The organism is Pseudomonas sp. NFACC32-1 (assembly GCF_900101215.1).
GTDB lineage: Bacteria > Pseudomonadota > Gammaproteobacteria > Pseudomonadales > Pseudomonadaceae > Aquipseudomonas.
Window position 1 is genome coordinate 1 of record NZ_FMUL01000016.1, and the last position, 18347, is coordinate 18347.

At 61.2% G+C, this 18347-nt stretch carries 18 protein-coding genes; 7 read left to right on the forward strand and 11 right to left on the reverse strand.

Going from position 1 to position 18347, the window contains the following annotated elements; all coding sequences use genetic code 11:
- Positions 1-452: POTRA domain-containing protein (locus BLP99_RS21285; protein ID WP_143007965.1), on the reverse strand; the 452-nt coding region annotated here is incomplete at its 3' end.
- Positions 453-737: 285 nt separating this feature from the next.
- Between BLP99_RS21285 and BLP99_RS21290 the strand changes: the two genes are divergently transcribed.
- A complete protein-coding gene (locus BLP99_RS21290; RefSeq protein ID WP_072398748.1) occupies positions 738-1013 on the forward strand; it encodes a hypothetical protein in 276 nt (91 codons plus the stop codon).
- 242 nt (positions 1014-1255) lie between these two features.
- Here BLP99_RS21290 and BLP99_RS21295 read toward each other — a convergent pair whose 3' ends face one another.
- On the reverse strand, positions 1256-2602 hold the full coding sequence (locus tag BLP99_RS21295; protein WP_072398747.1) for a DEAD/DEAH box helicase: 1347 nt from the start codon (positions 2600-2602) through the stop codon (positions 1256-1258).
- Between the two features lie 193 nt (positions 2603-2795).
- Here BLP99_RS21295 and BLP99_RS21300 point away from each other — a divergent pair, with 193 nt between their 5' ends.
- Complete coding sequence (locus BLP99_RS21300) at positions 2796-4094, forward strand: mechanosensitive ion channel family protein (RefSeq protein WP_072398746.1); 1299 nt, start codon at positions 2796-2798, stop codon at positions 4092-4094.
- 107 nt (positions 4095-4201) lie between these two features.
- Here the strand turns inward: BLP99_RS21300 and BLP99_RS21305 are convergent, their stop codons facing one another.
- Positions 4202-4846, reverse strand: coding sequence for a hydrolase (locus BLP99_RS21305; protein ID WP_008018228.1), 645 nt, complete (start codon positions 4844-4846; stop codon positions 4202-4204).
- A gap of 156 nt (positions 4847-5002) precedes the next feature.
- Between BLP99_RS21305 and BLP99_RS21310 the strand changes: the two genes are divergently transcribed.
- Positions 5003-5911: a LysR family transcriptional regulator gene (locus BLP99_RS21310; RefSeq protein WP_072432382.1), complete on the forward strand. Its 909-nt coding sequence runs from the start codon at positions 5003-5005 to the stop codon at positions 5909-5911.
- A 13-nt stretch (positions 5912-5924) separates the two neighbouring features.
- Here BLP99_RS21310 and BLP99_RS21315 read toward each other — a convergent pair whose 3' ends face one another.
- The 4 genes from BLP99_RS21315 to BLP99_RS21330 all read right to left on the reverse strand — a co-directional run bounded on the left by BLP99_RS21315 (position 5925) and on the right by BLP99_RS21330 (position 10112).
- Positions 5925-6791 (reverse strand): carboxylate/amino acid/amine transporter, encoded by an 867-nt coding sequence (locus BLP99_RS21315; protein ID WP_072459275.1) that lies wholly within the window; start codon positions 6789-6791, stop codon positions 5925-5927.
- Between the two features lie 65 nt (positions 6792-6856).
- Positions 6857-8725: an ATP-binding protein gene (locus BLP99_RS21320; protein ID WP_072398743.1), complete on the reverse strand. Its 1869-nt coding sequence runs from the start codon at positions 8723-8725 to the stop codon at positions 6857-6859.
- Between the two features lie 322 nt (positions 8726-9047).
- The gene (locus tag BLP99_RS21325) at positions 9048-9647 is read right to left on the reverse strand and encodes an FMN-dependent NADH-azoreductase (protein ID WP_072432384.1); all 600 of its coding nucleotides are present in this window, start codon (positions 9645-9647) and stop codon (positions 9048-9050) included.
- A 150-nt stretch (positions 9648-9797) separates the two neighbouring features.
- Positions 9798-10112 carry a 3-phosphoglycerate kinase gene (locus tag BLP99_RS21330; protein WP_072398741.1) on the reverse strand — a complete coding sequence of 105 codons (315 nt, stop codon included), beginning with the start codon at positions 10110-10112 and terminating at the stop codon, positions 9798-9800.
- A 50-nt stretch (positions 10113-10162) separates the two neighbouring features.
- Here BLP99_RS21330 and BLP99_RS21335 point away from each other — a divergent pair, with 50 nt between their 5' ends.
- The 4 genes from BLP99_RS21335 (at position 10163) to BLP99_RS21350 (ending at position 14389) form a co-directional block, all read left to right on the forward strand.
- Positions 10163-11086: a PA3225 family LysR-type transcriptional regulator gene (locus BLP99_RS21335; RefSeq protein WP_072398740.1), complete on the forward strand. Its 924-nt coding sequence runs from the start codon at positions 10163-10165 to the stop codon at positions 11084-11086.
- A gap of 14 nt (positions 11087-11100) precedes the next feature.
- Complete coding sequence (locus BLP99_RS21340) at positions 11101-11904, forward strand: alpha/beta fold hydrolase (RefSeq protein WP_072398739.1); 804 nt, start codon at positions 11101-11103, stop codon at positions 11902-11904.
- A gap of 4 nt (positions 11905-11908) precedes the next feature.
- Positions 11909-12475, forward strand: coding sequence for a peptidylprolyl isomerase (locus BLP99_RS21345; RefSeq protein ID WP_072398738.1), 567 nt, complete (start codon positions 11909-11911; stop codon positions 12473-12475).
- A gap of 81 nt (positions 12476-12556) precedes the next feature.
- Positions 12557-14389 (forward strand): ABC transporter ATP-binding protein, encoded by a 1833-nt coding sequence (locus BLP99_RS21350; protein WP_072459278.1) that lies wholly within the window; start codon positions 12557-12559, stop codon positions 14387-14389.
- Positions 14390-14586: 197 nt separating this feature from the next.
- On the opposite strand, the gene BLP99_RS21355 is transcribed toward BLP99_RS21350, so the two are convergent.
- The 4 genes from BLP99_RS21355 to BLP99_RS21370 form a co-directional block, all read right to left on the reverse strand.
- Positions 14587-15711: a GNAT family N-acetyltransferase gene (locus tag BLP99_RS21355; protein WP_072398736.1), complete on the reverse strand. Its 1125-nt coding sequence runs from the start codon at positions 15709-15711 to the stop codon at positions 14587-14589.
- 139 nt (positions 15712-15850) lie between these two features.
- On the reverse strand, positions 15851-17161 hold the full coding sequence (locus BLP99_RS21360) for an OprO/OprP family phosphate-selective porin (RefSeq protein WP_072398735.1): 1311 nt from the start codon (positions 17159-17161) through the stop codon (positions 15851-15853).
- Between the two features lie 278 nt (positions 17162-17439).
- A complete protein-coding gene (locus tag BLP99_RS21365; RefSeq protein WP_072398734.1) occupies positions 17440-17676 on the reverse strand; it encodes an anti-sigma factor family protein in 237 nt (78 codons plus the stop codon).
- Complete coding sequence (locus BLP99_RS21370) at positions 17670-18281, reverse strand: RNA polymerase sigma factor (protein ID WP_072398733.1); 612 nt, start codon at positions 18279-18281, stop codon at positions 17670-17672. Before BLP99_RS21370 ends, BLP99_RS21365 begins: the two co-directional genes overlap by 7 nt.
- Positions 18282-18347 lie beyond the last annotated feature (66 nt).

An 18347-nucleotide genomic window follows, 5' to 3' on the forward strand; every position in this document is an offset into this window, starting at 1 on the left:
CGCCCCTCCACCACCAGCACCTGCAAGTGACCGTCGGACAGATCCTGCTGCGGCAGGTAGGCACGACTGGTGACCAGGCCTTTCTCGATGTAGCGGTCGGTGATGACCTTGAGCAGTTCGTTGAGTTGCGGCACGCCCAGGCATTGGCCGATGTAGGGCGCCAACAGGCGCTCGCGCTCAGCGGAGGAAAGGCTGTCGGCGCCCTTGAGCTCGATGGTGCGGATGGGGAAGCAGCGGGTATCGACCGGCGCCGTCGGCTGGGCCGGCTTCGCCTCCTGGCCGGGCAGGTTCTTCAGATCCTCCAGGCGCCGGCGCTGTTCTTCGAGCAAACGGTTCTGGCGTTCGCGGATCAGGTCGGTGTCACCGGGGGTGGGGGCAGCGTGAGCGGGGGGCAGCGGAGAAAGGCACAGCAAAGCCAAGCACAACCTCGCCCAACGGGCGGGTGAGAACATGTTCGATCCCTCGAGCAAAATGACATCAAAATAGTGGCGCGACACTAGTTAGCCATCATTTTGACGTCAATTAAAAAGCTGGACCCTGAGGGTATGGCCGGAACCGTTTGTCGGAAATCAGACGATTCTGTCTTTGGGTACGAAACGTCTCGTGAGGAAGCCGGACGCTTCTCTTGAAGCCCAGAAATAATTCGATCCAATCGTCCGGCTTCCTTGGGTCGCTGAACTTTCAACCCCGCGCAAGCCTCAACCCCTTACAGCCCAACAAGGAATACGAGGCCCGCCATGAAGACCCTGATGAAACTCACCTTTGCCGCCACCCTCGCCTGCGCCCTTCCGGCCTGGGCCACCTGCACACCCGAAGAAGCCACCATCAAGCGTGAGCAACTGGCCCAGGAAGTGACCAAGCTCACCGAGCAGAACCCGGCCAAGGCCAAGGAAATCAATGATGAGTTGCAGGCCATGGACCTGGAGACGGCCAGCAAGGATCTGCCGGATAAGTGCCAGTTGATCGATAAGCGCCTGGAAGAGTTGAAGCATGCAGAGAAGAAGGCCGACTGATCGATCCAAACCTCCCTCCGCTTCTGTGGCGAGGGAGCTTGCTCCCGCTGGGGGCGAAACACCTGTGAAACCAGCGTGGCTGATGTGTCAGGCAGAACAGTAGTGGGGCTGTCATGCAGCCCAGCGGGGCGGTGCGACGTTTCGCTAAATCCCTTCGCTACAGTTCTGGTCGAACTTCTGAAGTTCATGCATAAAAAAACCGGACTCAAGGTCCGGTTTTTTTATGCAGCGCTACTGACCACTCATTCAGCCGCCGGCGCCTGGGGCTTGCGGCGTTTGAGCGGGGCCATGCCGTCCTTGCTGACCAGGGCCGGGGCCTCGGTCTTCGGGCGGTTGGCGGTCTTGCGCTTGGTCGGGGCCTTGGCGGCGGATTTCTTCTTGTCGCCCTTGGCATCGACTTTTTTCTTCTTCGCGCCAACGGCCTTGCCCGAAGCCTTGACCTTTTTCGGTCCGCTGTAGGTGCCTTTGACTTCCTTGATGGTGCGGCGCTCGAAGCTCTGCTTGAGGTAGCGCTCGATGCTCGACATCAGGTTCCAGTCGCCATGGCAGATCAGCGAGATCGCCAGGCCATCATTGCCGGCGCGGCCGGTACGGCCGATGCGGTGCACGTATTCGTCGCCACTGCGAGGCATGTCGAAGTTGATGACCATGTCCAGGCCTTCGACATCCAGGCCACGGGCGGCGACGTCAGTGGCCACGAGGATTTTCACCCCGCCCTGCTTGAGGCGGTCGATGGCCAGCTTGCGGTCTTTCTGGTCCTTCTCGCCGTGCAGGACGAACGCCTTGTATTCCTGGGCGACCAGGCGACCGTAGATGCGGTCGGCCATGGCCCGGGTATTGGTGAACACGATGGCTTTTTCGTAGGTTTCGTTGGCCAGCAACCAGTTCACGATCTGCTCTTTGTGCTGGTTGTGGTCGGCGGTGATGATTTGCTGGCGGGTGGTGGAGTTCAGCTGGCTGACCGCGTTGAGCTGCAGGTGCTCGGGATTGTTCAGCACCTTGGCCACCATTTCCCGCAGGCCCGAGCCGCCGGTGGTGGCGGAGAACAGCATGGTCTGTTGACGCTGGCTGCACTCGTCCACCAGGCGCTGCACGTCTTCGGCAAACCCCATGTCCAGCATGCGGTCGGCTTCATCCAGCACCAACACTTCGACTTCCTTGAGGTCGAGGTTGCCGGCGTTCAGGTGCTCGATCATCCGCCCCGGCGTGCCGATCAGGATGTCCGGTACCTTGCGCAGCATGGCGGCCTGGACCTTGAAGTCTTCGCCGCCGGTGATCAGGCCGGACTTGATGAAGGTGAATTGCGAGAAGCGCTCCACTTCCTTCAAGGTCTGCTGGGCCAGTTCGCGGGTCGGCAGCAGGATCAGGGTCTTGATGCTCACTCGAACCTTGGCCGGGCCGATCAGGCGGTTGAGGATCGGCAGCACGAACGCGGCGGTCTTGCCGCTGCCGGTTTGCGCCGTCACCCGCAGGTCACGCCCCTGGAGCGCGAGCGGAATAGCCGCGGCCTGCACCGGCGTCGGCTCGACAAATTTAAGCTCGGCCACGGCTTTGAGCAGGCGTTCGTGCAGGGCGAATTGGGAAAACACGGGTGCTACCTCGAAGAAATGCAAAAAAACAGCTGCATAGGGTAACGGTTTCGAGCGCGCAGGCCGAGTTTCTTTGTGCAAAGCGCGACAAAACAGTGTGTTTTTATCAACGAAACCGTCATCAACGGTCACTTCACCGGGCTTAAATGCTCTAATTCGCCTTCGTCGCGCTCACAGAAGAACCGTTTCGTCCATGGATATCAAACAGCTCTGGCTCAATCTTCAAGACCTCTGGGGTGCCCTCGACCAGCATCCGCTCCTGCATTGCGGCCTGGCCCTGGCGCTGCTGCTGGTCATCGCCCTGGTACTGGGGCGCGTGGCGCGCTACGTGATCCTGCATGGTGCCAAGCTGCTCGGGCGCCAGCCGGCCCTGAACTGGGTCAACGACCTGCGCCAGAACAAAGTCTTCCATCGACTGGCACAGACGACGCCGTCGTTGATCATCCAGTTCGGCCTGCACCTGGTGCCCGGGCTGAGCAAGACCAGCCTGGTGTTCCTCGGCAATGTCGCCCTCTCCTTCACGATCCTGTTCATGCTCCTGGCCATCAGCGCCCTGCTCAGCGCCCTGCTGGACGTCTACGCCCGCACCGAACATGCGCGTACCCGCTCGATCAAGGGGTATGTGCAACTGACGAAAATGGTGCTGTATGTGTTCGGCGCGATCATCATCGTCGCCACCCTGATCGACCGTTCGCCGCTGTTGCTGCTGTCCGGCCTGGGTGCGATGTCGGCGGTGATCCTGTTGGTCTACAAGGACACACTGTTGTCCTTCGTCGCCAGCGTGCAGTTGACCAGCAACGATATGCTGCGGGTCGGCGACTGGATCGAGATGCCCCAGGTCGGCGCCGACGGCGATGTGGTGGACATCACGCTGCATACGGTCAAGGTGCAGAACTTCGACAAGACCATCGTCTCGATCCCCACCTGGCGCCTGATGTCCGAATCGTTCAAGAACTGGCGCGGCATGCAGCAGTCCGGCGGGCGGCGGATCAAGCGCAGCCTGTTCATCGACGCCAGTGGCGTGCGCTTCATCAACGACGATGAAGAACGGCACTTGACCCAGGTACGCCTGCTGACCGACTACATCACCCGCAAACAGGCCGAGCTCAAGGCCTGGAACGAAGCCCAGGGCAATGTGGCGGCAATGTCGGCCAACCGGCGGCGGATGACCAACCTGGGCACGTTCCGGGCCTATGCGTTGGCCTATCTCAAGAGCCATCCCGAGATCCAGCCGAACATGACCTGCATGGTCCGGCAACTGCAGACCACGGCCCATGGCATCCCCCTGGAAATCTACTGCTTCACCGGCACCACCGTGTGGGCCGATTACGAGCGGATCCAGGGGGACATCTTCGATTATCTGCTGGCGGTGATGCCGGAGTTCGGCTTGAACCTGTACCAGCAACCCAGCGGCATGGACCTGCGTTCCGGCTTGCTGCCGGCAGTGCTGGGGGCCAGTCATCTGCCCGAACAGGAAAAAGACCTGGCGTAGCGCCAGATAAAGACCTGCCCCTTTCCACAGCGCCATAACGCTGAAAAAGGAAAAACCCCGGCGGGAGCGAGCAAGCTCGACTCCCACCAGGGTGATGTCCCGCCGGGTTACTTGACCTGGCGCTGCGGTGCCTTGTGCACCATGGTGTAGGCGTAGTCCACGCCCATGCCATAAGCGCCGCTGTGTTCCAGCACCAGTTCCATCACCGCCTCGTACGTGTCCTTGTGTGCCCAGTCGCGTTGGTATTCCAGCAGCACTTGCTGCCAGGTCACCGGCACCGCACCTGCCTGGATCATCCGCTGTACCGACATGTCGTGGGCTTCCTTGCTGGTACCGCCGGAGGCGTCGGTGACGATGTACACCTCGTAGCCTTCAGCCAGTGCTTCCAGTGCCGGGAAGGTCAGGCAAACCTCGGTCCACAGCGCCGCGATGATCAGTTTCTTGCGGCCGGTGGCTTTCACCGCATCCACCAGGGCCTTGTCTTCCCAGGAGTTCATCGAGGTGCGCTCGATAGGCTTCTGGTCCGGGTGGACCGCCAACAGCTCAGGCCAGATGTAACCGCTGAAGCTTTCGGTTTCGACCGATGTGTAGATGGTCGGCACGTTGAAGATCTTCGCCGCCTTGGCCAGGCCCACAGTGTTGTTCTTCAGGGTCTGGCGGTCGATCGATTGCACGCCGAAGGCCATTTGCGGCTGGTGGTCGATCAGGATCAGGGCGGAGTTGGTTGGGTTCAGCAGTTCGCGGATAGACATGGTGTGTTCCTTTTAAATGTCGATATTTCAATGGTTTGGGTCAGTAGCGCTTGCCTTCGTCGGTGTTGTCGTCGGCATGGGTGTACTTTAGGGGCTACCAATAAAAGGGACAATTACCTAAAATAGAGAATCATTGATTCTAAAATAGGGACAATAATGGATCGCATCGACTGCATGCGTGCCTTCGTCGTCACGGTCGGAGAAAACGGCTTTGCAGCCGCCGCCCGCGCCATGGACGTACCGAGGTCAAAGGTCAGCAAGCAAATCCAGGCGCTGGAAGAAGCGATTGGCGTGCAGCTGCTGCAACGCACCACGCGCAGCCTGCATCTCACCGAAGCGGGGGCCGAGTATTTCGAAGCGGCGCGGGAAGTGTTGGCGGCCCTGGATGAAGCCGAGCAACGGGCACGGGACGGGATTGGCGAACTGCGCGGGGTGTTGCGGGTCAACGCGCCGATGTCGTTCGGCCTGCGCCGGCTGGGCAAGTTGATCCCGCTGTTTCATGAACGGCATCCGAACATCGAGCTGCAGGTGGTGCTCAGCGACCAGCAGGTGGATCCGGTGCGCGGCGGTTTCGACGTGACCATCCGCATCGCCAGCATGCCCGACTCGACCATGATCGCCCGGCAACTGGCACCGGCCCCGCGAATCCTGGTGGCCGCCCCCGCCTATCTCGAGCGGGCGGGCGTGCCGCAGAACCCTCAGGACCTGCGCGCCCATCAATGCCTCAACTACGGCTACCTGCAAAGTGGCGCGAGCCTGCAACTGTGCAACGGCAAGGAGACGCAACGGGTCAATGTCACCGGCCCCCTGCATGTCAACAACGGCGACTTGCTGGCACAGGCCGCCGAGGCCGGCATGGGCATCGCGCTGCTGCCGGACTTCATCGTTGAAGATGCCCTGGCTGCCGGACGCCTGGTGCCGGTCCTGTGCGACTGGAAGGCGCCGGCGATCAGCATCAATGCCGTGTACTCGTCGGCACGGCGGCTACCGCAGAAAACCCGGGCGTTCATCGAATTTATGGTGGAGCAATTGGCGATCAAGCAGGGCGCTCCGGGCGCTTGCTGAGATCGCCGATGATTCACCTGGCAACCAGCGGTCTGCGCAAGCTCAAGCGGCTCATCCAGACCGCCGCCAGGATCACGCCCCCGCCCAGGAACAGCCGCCCCAGCTCCTCGTGCTGATTCCAGATCAGCAGGTTCAACAACAACCCCACCGGCACATGCAGGTTGTTCATCACCGCCAGCGTCCCGCCCTGTACCAGGCAGGCGCCTTTGTTCCACCAGTAAAGTCCCAGCGCCGTGGAGACCAGGCCAAGGAAAACCAGCACGCCCCATTGCAACGCAGCTTCAGGCCAGAAATCCGCCTTGCCGAACAGCAGGAACGCCGGCAGCACCACCGCCAGCGCACCGAGGTAGAAGTAGCCGAAACGCCGATAGTGCGGCAGATCGCTCGGGTAACGCGCCACCAGGTGCCGGTACAGGACCTGCCCGGCCGCGTAGGTGAAGTTGGCCAGTTGCAGCAGCAGGAAGCCCATGAAGAAATCCGGGCTGACCCGGTCATAGCGAATCACTGCGGCTCCCGCCACGGCCACCAGCGCCGCGATCAATGCCCAGGGATTGAATCGGCGGTTCAGTGCGTCTTCGATCAGAGTCACGTGCAATGGCGTGAGGATGGTAAACAGCAACACCTCGGGCACCGTCAATACCCGGAAGCTCAGGTACAGGCAGACGTAGGTCACGCCGAACTGCAAGGCGCCGATCAGCAGCATGCCGCGCATGAACGACGGTTCCACCTGGCGCCAGCGCGTCAGTGGAATGAACACCAGCCCGGCCAGCAGGACCCTTACCAGCACGGCAAAGTAGCTGTCGACATGCCCGGCCAGGTATTCGCCAATCAGGCTGAAGGAAAATGCCTGGATCAAGGTTACAAAAAGTAGATAGCCCATACGCCCCTCGTTTCGAATGGCGGCGAAGATAGCCGTTTTGACGCAGGGGGGCGAGCCTGGGCGGATTACGGACCGGGGATGGGAGCTGCGGCCGAGTGGCTGGCACCGCGTTGCCAATGGGCATTGGTCGCGCGCTGCAGCACTCGGGTCAGCGCTTGGAAGTTCGCCGGCTTGGTCAGAACGTCATCGGCGCCAGCGGCTCTGAAACGCTCGATCTCGCTGGAAAACGCGCTTGCGGTAAATGCAACGACATAACAGGTATCGCCACATGGAAGTTCGCGAATCCTGCGGATGGCCTCCAGACCGTCCATGACCGGCATGTTGATATCCATGAAAATGATCCCCGGGATCGCCGCCATGCACCGGTTGATCGCCTCCTGGCCGGTTGATGCCAGGTCCGGCGAATATCCCAGCTCCTGCAGCATCGCCATGGCGACTTTCTGGCTCACGGGATGATTCTCCACCAGAAGAATATCGAGCGGGTACTGGCTGGCAAAGGATGAGTCGTAACCCGCCTGCGCCTCCTCCTCGAGGGGGATTTGCGAAACTGGAAAGATTTCCATCGGGAGCGAGAAGCTGAACGTCGACCCCACCCCGGGCTGACTGGTGAACGACAACGTTCCGCGCTGCGCCTCCACCAGGTTCTTGCAGATGGAAAGCCCCAGGCCACTCCCGGCGAAGCGCTGGTTGCTCGCCCTTGCGAGCTGGGAGAACGGCTGGAAGAGGTTGTGCTGCAGCTCCTCGGGAATGCCGATGCCGGTATCACGAATGGAAAAATCCAGCCAGGCCTGGGGGCCATGACCACTGGTCGTGACCTTGAGGGAGATCTTGCCGCTGTCGGTGAACTTGACCGCATTTCCCAGCAGGTTGATCAGTATCTGGCGAAGACAATCGCTATCGGTCTTGATCAACGATGGCACATCCGGCGAAACCTGGGCCTCGAGTACCACTGGCTTGTCCTGGATGTTCTGGCGGGTGATGTCGATACAGGACGAAACCAGCGCCCTGAGTTCGAAAATAGAAGGCTTGAGCTCCAGCTTGCCGGCTTCGATCTTCGCCAGGTCGAGCACGTTATCGATCAGGGAGAGCAGGGTTCGCCCGCTGGCATGAATCGTTTTCAACAGGCGGCTTTGCTCCGGATCCAGGTCGGATCGAGCCAGTAATTCGGTCGCGCCGATGACGCTGTACATCGGCGTGCGGATTTCATGGCTCATGGTCGCCAGGAACCGGGTTTTCGAACGATCGGCCTCTTCGGCGGCCTGTTTGGCCTGGTTCAACAGCCGTTCGTTCATGTGCAGCTCCTGGAGGTGGCCGCGCATGCGCAGAAGAATGAGCGCGAGAAAGACCAGGATGGCCACGACGATGTGATACAGCGAATCGTGGTTGAGCTGCTGGTAGTAATCCTCCAGGGTAATCTCGGCCCCGGCCACATAAACCGTTCCATCCCTTGATTTCATGGGGACGAAGACAGCGCGAAAGTCCCCCCAGTGATCCGAGTAATCGATCCAGGTGGGCTGCGTACGCTCGAAGCTGTCGAGCAGCGCCTGGCTGGCATCCGGGTAAGGATCGAAGAACCGCACGAAATTCTTCTCTCGGATTTCCTTTTCCGATGCGCTGGAGCTGATCAGGATGGCCTTGGCGTCACGTTTGATCACGCTATAGACGAAGGCGGTGCCCATGGACTCGTTGAAGCTGGAAAGCCGCTGGATGGCGTCCCAGTCCTGTTCCGGGGTCTTGGACTGCTTGTCGACCAGATTGTCATGGTAGCGGTCGCCCAGGATCGCCGAAGCGCCCAACGCGGCATGCAACAGTTTGTTATTGATGTTCTCGGTGAGTACGCCCTGGGTCTGGACGTAGAGATAGTAGATGTATCCACTGGCACCTAGGACATAAGCCAGAAGTAAAGCCCATGTCTTTCGTTTGAGTTTGAACATCTATGACAGCCTCCCTACTGCGCGCGCCCAAGCATAGGTTGATGACCGGCGGGAAACAATTCTTATCTCCCTGGGCTCGATCATGAAGGGCCGGTGTCGACTTGACCGAGCGCCCCGTTTCCCTTCCTCGGCCGGTGTCGCAATCGCTGCAGAACTCAAACCTCAGGTGAACAGGCAAAAAAAAGCCCGATGTCGCTAAAGCGTTCGATCGGGCTACGGCACTCAGGAGCAATAAGTGCAAAGGGAGGTTCGATGCGCAAAACGGTTTGAAGGGAAGCGCCAGGTCACTAGACCACCTGGCGATTATCCGAGGATTAACGGATCAGGCGACCTCGGCCAGTCTGGCATTGGCCTGGTTCAAGCCCTTCTCCTGGAAGTCGCCGCCCAGGTTCATGCCCTCGGCGTGGATGAAGGTCACATCATGGATGCCGATGAAGCCCATGACCTGGCGCAGGTAGGGTTCCTGATGGTCCGAACTGCCGCCGGCGTGGATCCCGCCACGGGCGGTCAGTACGAAGGCACGCTTGCCTACCAGCAGGCCCTGCGGGCCGGTGGGGGTGTATTTGAAGGTCACACCGGCGCGCAGCACATGGTCGAGCCAGGCTTTCAAGGTACTGGGGATAGCGAAGTTGTACATCGGCGCGGCCATGACCAGCACGTCGGCGGCGAGCAATTGATCGGTGAGCTGGTTGGAGCGCTCCAGCGAAGCAGTTTCCACTTCGTTGCGTTGCTCGGCAGGCTTCATCCAACCGCCCAGCAGGTTGGCGTCCAGATGAGGCACCGGGTTGACGGCCAGGTCCCGCACGCTGATTTCATCGCCGGGGTGGGCGGCTTGCCACTGCTTGATGAAGGTCTGGGTCAGTTGACGGGAAACCGAGTCTTGCTGGCGGGCACTGCTTTCGATGATCAGAACGCGGGACATGGGATGTAGCCTCCATCGGAAAATGTTGTCAGTCGATGGAGTGAAGGTTAAACGTGACCATATCGATGAAAAAGCGCAAATAACTGCTGCAAACCATCGATAATTTCGTTTATAAGCAAGGCACGCGTTGCAGCGCCGCCTTGCACCCGATCATTTCGGCTTGCAGGTCAGCACGATCCGCAGCTTGATGATGTCGCGATTGAACTTGGCGGTCACGTTCTTGAACTTGCCCGCGGCGACTTCGATCTTGCGAGTGCGAGGTGCCTCGGGACCATTGCGGAACAGCACGGTACAGGCCGCGTCGGTGTTGCCATAGTTGTTGACCTGGATGGAGCCGATATCGGCGTCGGTGTCGTAGGGGGTGTAGTCGATGCTGACGCCTTCGAGGTGTTTTTCCACGTCGATGGGGTAGGCAAAGGCAGTCAGCGGCAGCAGGGCCAGCAACGCACAACAGGTTTTTTTCATTCGGCAGTCTCCACCCGGGGACCGCCAGCTTAGGACAAGAGGAGCTCAATATGAAAGCGCCCCGTGTGACCCTTGATCAATGGCGAACGTTGCAGGCGGTAGTGGACCACGGCGGCTTCGCCCAGGCCGCCGAAGTGTTGCACCGCTCCCAGTCATCGGTGAGCTACACCGTGGCCCGCATGCAGGACCAGCTCGGCGTGCCGCTGCTGCGCATCGATGGACGCAAGGCCGTGCTGACCGAAGCCGGGGGCGTGCTGTTGCGTCGTTCCCGGCAACTGGTTAAACAGGCCAGCCAACTGGAGGACCTGGCCCATCACATGGAACAAGGCTGGGAAGCGGAAGTGCGCCTGGTGGTCGACGCCGCCTACCCCACCGCCCGTCTCGTACGGGCGCTGACGGCATTCATGCCCCAGAGCCGCGGTTGCCGGGTGCGCCTGCGCGAGGAGGTGCTGTCCGGCGTCGAAGAAGTATTGCTCGAAGGCGTGGCCGACCTGGCCATCAGCGGTTTCAGCATTCCCGGTTACCTGGGGGCGGAATTGAGCGACGTGGAATTCGTCGCGGTGGCCCATCCCGAACACGCCCTGCATCGGCTCAATCGCGAACTCAGTTTCCAGGACCTGGAAAGCCAGCTGCAGGTGGTGATCCGCGACTCCGGTCGCCAGCAGCCCCGTGACGTGGGCTGGCTCGGCGCCGAGCAGCGCTGGACCGTCGGCAGCCTCGCCACCGCCGCCACCTTCGTCAGCAGCGGCCTGGGCTTCGCCTGGCTGCCCCGGCACATGATCGAACGGGAATTGAGAGAAGGCACGCTTAAGCGGCTACCCTTGGACCAGGGCGGCAGTCGCAACCCGAGCTTCTATCTGTATTCGAACAAGGAAAAACCCTTGGGGCCGGCCACGCAGATTCTCATCGAACTGCTGCGCACCTTCGACACCGCGCCGCTGGATGCGCCCTTCGCCGCCCCTGAACAAGCCTGACAAGGATTTCGCCGATGGCCTATTTCGTTCATGAAGATTGCAACCTGCATTACGAGGAATATGGCCACGGCGCCCCGTTGGTCCTGGTCCACGGGCTGGGCTCCAGCACTCAGGACTGGGAAAAGCAGATCCCGGTGTTATCCGCCCATTACCGCCTGATCGTCGTGGACGTGCGCGGCCACGGCCGTTCCGACAAACCCCGCGGGCGCTACAGCATCGAAGCCTTCAGCGCCGACCTGGTGGCCCTGATCGAGCACCTGGCCCTGGGCCCGGTGCACTTGGTGGGCTGGTCCATGGGAGGCATGATCGGCTTTCAACTGGCCGTGGACGAACCCCGCCTGGTCAGGAGCCTGTGCATCGTCAACAGCGCTCCCCAGGTCAAGATCCGTACCGCGGACGATTGCTGGCAATGGTTCAAGCGCTGGAGCCTGATGCGCATCCTCAGCCTGGAAACCATCGGCAAGGCCCTCGGTGCCAAGCTTTTCCCCAAGCCCCACCAGAGCGCCCTGCGACTGGAAATGGCCCGGCGCTGGGCAACCAATGACAAACATGCTTATCTCGCCAGCTTCGACGCCGTCGTGGGCTGGGGGGTCCAGGAACGACTTTCCCGGATCGCCTGTCCAACCCTGGTCATCTGCGCCGATCACGACTACACCCCGGTGGCAGTCAAAGAAGCCTATGTAAAGCTGCTGCCCGATGCACGGCTGGTAGTCATCGCCGATTCACGGCACGCTACCCCGCTGGATCAACCCGAACACTTCAACCAAACCCTGCTCGACTTTCTGATCGCAGTCGACTCCACCCCTCAGGATCATTGAACCCATGCTGAAAAACATCGCCCTCGCCGTCGGCTCCGTCCTGTTTGCCGCCAACCTGATGGCCGCGCAGCCGGCCAAGGCGCCCCACGTAGTGCTGGAGACCACCAACGGCCAGATCGAAATCGAACTGGACCCGGTCAAGGCTCCCGTCAGTACGCAGAACTTTCTCGAGTACGTGGACAGCGGCTTCTACAACGGCACGATCTTCCACCGGGTGATCCCGGGCTTCATGGCCCAGGGCGGTGGCTTCACCCCGCAGATGCGACAGAAGGACACCAAGGACCCGATCAAGAACGAAGCCAGCAACGGCCTGCATAACGTACGCGGCACCCTGGCCATGGCCCGCACGTCCAACCCGAATTCGGCCACCAGCCAATTCTTCATCAACGTCGCCGACAATGCGTTCCTCGACCCGGGCCGCGACGCCGGCTACGCGGTCTTCGGCAAAGTGGTCAAGGGCATGGACGTGGTGGACATCATCGTCAACTCCCCCGCCGCTACCAAACAAGGCATGCAAAACGTGCCGATCGATCCTGTGATCATCAAGTCGGCCAAGCGCGTCGACCAATAAAGGCACAGGGCAAGCCTGAGCGGCGGCTGATCGAGCGCCGCTCACAGCAGAAAGGAGAGCCCTCGCCCGGGCTGTTTATCCATGGTTTACCGCCGTTTCGAAAAACTGATCGACATCTTCCGCGACGCGCCGAGCGCCGCTCCACCTGACCGCGTCCTGCCCTTCTACACCTACTACCTGAAGCAGGTCTGGCCAAGCTTCGCCGTGCTGCTGGTGGTGGGCTTGATCGGCGCCCTGATCGAAGTGGCGCTGTTCAGCTACCTGAGCCGCATCATCGACCTGGCCCAGGGCACGCCCAACGTCGACTTCTTCAAGATCCACGGCCTGGAGCTGGCGTGGATGGCAGTGGTGGCGTTGATCCTGCGGCCCATTTTCGTGGCCCTGCATGACCTGCTGGTGCACCAGACCCTGAGCCCCGGCATGACCAGCCTGATCCGCTGGCAGAATCACAGCTATGTGCTCAAGCAGAGCCTGAATTTCTTCCAGAACGACTTCGCCGGACGCATCGCCCAGCGCATCATGCAGACCGGCAACTCCCTGCGCGATTCGGCGGTACAGGCCGTGGACGCGCTGTGGCACGTGCTGATCTACGCCATCAGTTCGCTGGTGCTGTTCGCCGAAGCCGACTGGCGCCTGATGATCCCGCTGCTGCTGTGGATCAGCGCCTACATCGGCGCGCTCTACTACTTCGTGCCACGGGTCAAGGAACGCTCCGTGGTGTCCTCCGATGCCCGCTCCAAGCTCATGGGCCGGATCGTCGACGGCTACACCAACATCACCACCCTGAAGCTGTTCGCCCATACCCATTTCGAACAGCAGTACGCACGCGAGGCTATCGAGGAGCAGACCGAAAAGGCCCAGCTGGCCGGACGCGTGGTGACCAGCATGGACGTGGTGATCACCAGCATGAACGGGATGCTGATCGTCGGCACCACCGCCTTGGCGCTGTGGCTATGGACCCAATCGCTGATCAGCGTCGGCGCCATTGCCCTGGCGACGGGGCTGGTGATTCGTATCGTCAACATGTCCGGCTGGATCATGTGGGTGGTCAATGGCATCTTCGAGAACATCGGCATGGTCCAGGACGGCCTGCAGACCATCGCCCAGCCAGTTACCGTCACCGACCGCGACCACGCCAAGCCCCTGGAGGTGGCCCGTGGTGAAGTGCGCTTCGAGCATGTGGATTTCCACTATGGCAAGAAGAGCGGCGTGATCAGCGACCTGAACCTGACCATCAGGCCAGGGGAAAAGATCGGCCTGATCGGCCCGTCCGGCGCGGGGAAATCCACCCTGGTCAACCTGTTGCTGCGCCTGTATGACGTACAGGGCGGACGCATTCTCATCGACGGCCAGGACATCGCCGAAGTGAGCCAGGAAAGCCTGCGCGAACGGATTGGCATGATCACCCAGGACACCTCGCTGCTGCACCGCTCGATTCGCGACAACCTGCTCTACGGCAAGCCCGACGCCACCGATGCGCAGCTATGGGAAGCCGTACACAAGGCCCGGGCCAATGAGTTCATCCCGTTGTTATCCGATGCCCAGGGCCGTACCGGTTTCGATGCCCATGTGGGCGAGCGCGGCGTGAAACTGTCTGGCGGCCAGCGCCAGCGCATCGCCATTGCCCGGGTGCTGCTCAAGGATGCGCCGATCCTGATCATGGACGAAGCGACCTCAGCCCTGGACTCCGAAGTGGAGGCCGCCATCCAGGAAAGCCTGGAGACGCTGATGCAGGGCAAGACCGTGATCGCCATTGCCCACCGCCTCTCGACCATCGCTCGCATGGACCGCCTGGTGGTACTGGAAAACGGCCGCATCGCCGAAACCGGCAGCCATGCCGAACTGCTGGCCCACGGCGGGTTGTATGCGCGGTTATGGCAGCATCAGACCGGAGGTTTCGTGGGGATCGACTGAGCTGAGAGGTGTGGCTTGGCCCCATGAACAAGGAGCTGACGGCTTGCTCACTGTGGCGAGGGGATTTATCCCCATCGGGCTCCTGGCAGGCTGAACCCGGCTGGCCTGACAGAGCGCAGTCTCAGGTTTTTGGGTTGCTGCGCAACCCAGCGGGAATAAATCCCCTCGCCACAGGGGCCGGTGTCGGTCAGCCGATATCAGCACTGCCGATACGGCAGTGCCATCCTGGCCTCTTCGGCATAGGCCAACACGCCTTCATGCTCGCGGGCGAGGAAATCCGCCACTGCCGCTTTCAACCCGGGGTGGCGCAGGTAATGCCAGGAGCGGGTGATCACCGGCTCGAAACCGCGAATCAGCTTATGCTCGCCCTGGGCACCCGCATCGAAACGCTGCAAACCGTGGGCAATGGCGTAGTCCATGCCCTGGTAGAAACAGGTTTCGAAATGCAGGCGGTCGAACTCCGCCAGGCAGCCCCAATAGCGCCCGTAGAAGCTGTCGCCCCCCACCAGGCTGAATGCCATCGCCACCGGCCGGGTGCCTTGCCTGGCCAGGACCACGCGAATGGCCTCGGGCATGCGTTCGGCCAACAGGCTGAAAAATGCCCGGGTCAGGTACGGCGCCTGCCGGCGTATCGCATAGGTATTGGCGTAACAGGCATAGACAAAATCCCACGACGCCTCATCCAGTTGATGCCCCTCGAGCCATTCGAACTCGATGCCCTGCCCTGCCACCTGCTCGCGTTCCTTGCGCATCTGCTTGCGCTTGCGGGAACTGAGCACGTCGAGGAAATCCTGGAAATCCCGATAACCGCGATTCTGCCAGTGGTACTGGCAGCCGATTCGCTGCAGCCAGCCCTCCTGCCCGGCCAGCGCCGAGTCGGTGAAGGCGTCGGTAAAGTTGATATGGGCGCTGGATAGCCCTTCGATTTCCAGGTAGCCCGGCAGGCTGGCCAGCAACTCCAGGCCGTCCTCGACCCGAGCCGCCAGCAGTCGCGGACCGCTGACCGGGCTGAACGGCACCGCCGTCAGCAGCTTGGGGTAATAGTCGATCCCGGCACGGGCACAGGCGTCGGCCCAGCCATGATCGAACACATATTCGCCGTAGGAATGCCACTTGCGATAACTGGGCAAGGCGGCCAGCAGACGACCCTCTTCGATATGCAGCAGATGTTCCGGCCGCCAGCCGGATTGCGCGCCCAGGCTGGCGCTGTCTTCCAACGCGCCCAGGAAGGCGTGGCGCAGGAACGGTTGGTTGGCGGGCACCAGTGCGTCCCACTCTTGAGGCGCGATGGCGGACAGGTTGTCCAGGACGTGTAGCGGCATGCGGTTCCCCGATCTCCAGACTGCGGATGGGGCGAGTATCGCCGATCTCGGCCTGCGCACCATAAAAAAACCCCGCCGGAGCGGGGTCGAAAGGAGCTTTAACGGATGAAGAAAGAGCTCTGTATCAAGTCAGCGCGATTCAGAACACGTACTGGGCACGGACCACGAAGCCGTCACCGTCGTCATCGCCATTGGCGTTGGTGACCTTGTCGGTCTTGGCCTTGATGTAGGCACCGGTGATTTTCACGGCTTCGTTGGCGTACCAGTTCACACCCAGGTTGTGCACCTTGGCTTCGGCATCGCCCACTTCACGGGTGGCCGAGGCCGTGGTGATGTTGTCGTCCTCGACGGTCAGGCTGTCGAAGCGATAGAACAGTTCCCAGGCACCGATGGACTTGTTCTGAGGCTTGATCGAATCGAATTTGCCGACCTTGTAGCCACGGGACTCACCGGTGAGGGTGTAGGCGCCCTGCACGTAGAAACCGTGGCCCTTGATGTCTTCGAAACCGTCGGCGTCAGCCTTGGTCTTGCGGGTGACGTATTCACCCTGGATCGAGGCCGGGCCCATGGCGAAGGCGGCTTCCAGGCCGAACGCGGTGTCACGGTCGTAGGAGCCGGCCGGCGAGTTGTTGGCACCGCCCAGTACCGGACGGTTGCCGTTCGGACCGGCATCGTTGCCGCCGAGGGTTTCCACGCCACGCATGCCCAGGCGGGAGCGATAACGCGCGTCGAACACGGTGTCGGACACGTCACGGGAAGCCACGTTCACACCGAAGTGCAGCACGTTGCCGGCGTCATGCATCGGCGCGAACACGAAACGGCCGTTGACTTGCTTGACGCTGTCGCCGTCGGTGTCGTCGGTGTCCTTGCTGAACACACCGGCCGAGGCATAGAACGAATCGGCGAAGGTGCTGGAGGCTTGCAGGCCCAGGCCGTTCTGGTGGCTGTTGGTCCAGTCGATCAGGTCGTAGGCAGCGTTGCGCTCAGGTGCGGTGACCCACTTGGAGCTGGTGGCTTTTTCCAGGCCGAAGTCGGGGTCGAAACGACCGACCTTGATCGAAACCGGCTTGAAGCCGTTGTAGGCCAGGGACGCTTCGTCGAAATAGCCGTTGTCGGAGTCGCCGCTGTTGTGGGACATGTCGTAGTTGATGGTGTAGGCCCAATCCGTGTACAGCACGCCGGACAGTTCCAGGAAGGCGCGGCGGATGTAGGCGGCATCGGCCGAATTGCCGTTGTCGGTGTAGATGCCGTCGAACTGGCTGTAGTCAGCCTGCAAACGACCGCCAAGCTTGAAGCTGAACTCTTTGTCAGTGGTGGCGACTTCAAGGCCGCCCTTGGTTTTGACCACGATATCGGCGCCGTCGGTGGTGACGGTACCGGCGAAAGCCTGGGCGGTTACTGCCATTGCCAGCGCGCTGGCGGCAAAACCTGCGAAGTGCTTACGGATCATCGAAGAATTCCCCTGTTGGTAGTCTATGCGTTAGAAAACACGCGGAAACGGGCCCGCTGGTGTTGGGAGGGGATCTTGGCGGCGGGTTGTGTCAGGCAAGTTGCCATCACATAAAGATTTCATGACAGCGGAACTTTTTACTTCGAATTGAAATAACCAGTACCACGGCCAGCCCTTGTGGGAGCGAGCTTGCTGGCGCTAGCGGCATGTCAGTGACAGCTTTTTGCCTGATACACCGCCATCGCGAGCAAGCTCGCTCCCACAGGGGCTCTCAGGACTCAGCGGATGTTTCGGCGACGCTCGGCGGCAAGCTTTTCGGCGAGGTGATCCAGATCGGGAATGGGGGGTTGGGGAAGACGCTTGAGCGTCGCCTGCATCAGGCGCATCTGGCGGATAAAACGCCGGCAGTTGGGGCAGAACATCAGGTGATGGCGCACCATCAGGCGCTCACGAAAGGTCAATTGACCATCGAGGTAATCGCTGGAGCGCGCTACTTGTTCCTTGCAGGTCAGCATTCACCGGTTTCCTCGAAATGTTCCACCGTCGCAAAGACCTTCAGCCGTGCGCGATGCAACAGCACCCGTACATTGGAGAGCGTCAGGTCCAGAAGATTACAGATTTCCTGCAACTCCAGCCCCTGCCGCTCCCGCAGGTCCAATACGCTGCCCTGCAGTTGCGACAGGCTGAGCAGCGTGTGTTCGAGGCAATCACGTAACTCGCCTTCGGTAAGCAAGGCCTCGGGCGAGTCCTGATGCCAGGCGAACGGCGCCAGCAGCCAATGGCCATCGGCGGCGAAACGATCGTCCCCCACGGTGCCGTGAGGCGACGGCAGGTCATCGAGCAGCACCTCGCGACGATTCTGCTTGTAGCGCCCTTTGGCTGTGTTGGCGGTGATGGTCAACAGCCAGGTCTTGAGACTGGAGCGCCCCTGGAACCCGCTGAGATTTCGCACCACCGACAGCCAGGCGTCCTGTACCACTTCATCGGCATGACGGCTGCCGACGATGGCATAGGCCACGGCGCGCATCGGCCCCTGATAGGTGCCGACCAATTCCTTGTAGGCCTGCTGCTCGCCCGCCAGCAGGCGCTGGAGCAGCTGGGTGTCATCGATGGCCGTCATTCAATCCCCCGCTGCCTGGCAAGACTGACGATGTATTCGTGGCGAGGGGATTTATCCCCTCGTCAC

Excerpts from the sequence above, each read along its gene's own strand:
- BLP99_RS21290 (WP_072398748.1), top strand. The coding sequence starts at position 738 with ATGAAGACCCTGATGAAACTCACCTTTGCCGCCACCCTCGCCTGCGCC.
- BLP99_RS21300 (WP_072398746.1), top strand. The coding sequence starts at position 2,796 with ATGGATATCAAACAGCTCTGGCTCAATCTTCAAGACCTCTGGGGTGCC.
- BLP99_RS21305 (WP_008018228.1), bottom strand. The coding sequence starts at position 4,846 with ATGTCTATCCGCGAACTGCTGAACCCAACCAACTCCGCCCTGATCCTG.
- BLP99_RS21310 (WP_072432382.1), top strand. The coding sequence starts at position 5,003 with ATGGATCGCATCGACTGCATGCGTGCCTTCGTCGTCACGGTCGGAGAA.
- BLP99_RS21315 (WP_072459275.1), bottom strand. The coding sequence starts at position 6,791 with ATGGGCTATCTACTTTTTGTAACCTTGATCCAGGCATTTTCCTTCAGC.
- BLP99_RS21320 (WP_072398743.1), bottom strand. The coding sequence starts at position 8,725 with ATGTTCAAACTCAAACGAAAGACATGGGCTTTACTTCTGGCTTATGTC.
- BLP99_RS21325 (WP_072432384.1), bottom strand. The coding sequence starts at position 9,647 with ATGTCCCGCGTTCTGATCATCGAAAGCAGTGCCCGCCAGCAAGACTCG.
- BLP99_RS21330 (WP_072398741.1), bottom strand. The coding sequence starts at position 10,112 with ATGAAAAAAACCTGTTGTGCGTTGCTGGCCCTGCTGCCGCTGACTGCC.
- BLP99_RS21335 (WP_072398740.1), top strand. The coding sequence starts at position 10,163 with ATGAAAGCGCCCCGTGTGACCCTTGATCAATGGCGAACGTTGCAGGCG.
- BLP99_RS21340 (WP_072398739.1), top strand. The coding sequence starts at position 11,101 with ATGGCCTATTTCGTTCATGAAGATTGCAACCTGCATTACGAGGAATAT.
- BLP99_RS21345 (WP_072398738.1), top strand. The coding sequence starts at position 11,909 with ATGCTGAAAAACATCGCCCTCGCCGTCGGCTCCGTCCTGTTTGCCGCC.
- BLP99_RS21350 (WP_072459278.1), top strand. The coding sequence starts at position 12,557 with ATGGTTTACCGCCGTTTCGAAAAACTGATCGACATCTTCCGCGACGCG.
- BLP99_RS21355 (WP_072398736.1), bottom strand. The coding sequence starts at position 15,711 with ATGCCGCTACACGTCCTGGACAACCTGTCCGCCATCGCGCCTCAAGAG.
- BLP99_RS21360 (WP_072398735.1), bottom strand. The coding sequence starts at position 17,161 with ATGATCCGTAAGCACTTCGCAGGTTTTGCCGCCAGCGCGCTGGCAATG.
- BLP99_RS21365 (WP_072398734.1), bottom strand. The coding sequence starts at position 17,676 with ATGCTGACCTGCAAGGAACAAGTAGCGCGCTCCAGCGATTACCTCGAT.
- BLP99_RS21370 (WP_072398733.1), bottom strand. The coding sequence starts at position 18,281 with ATGACGGCCATCGATGACACCCAGCTGCTCCAGCGCCTGCTGGCGGGC.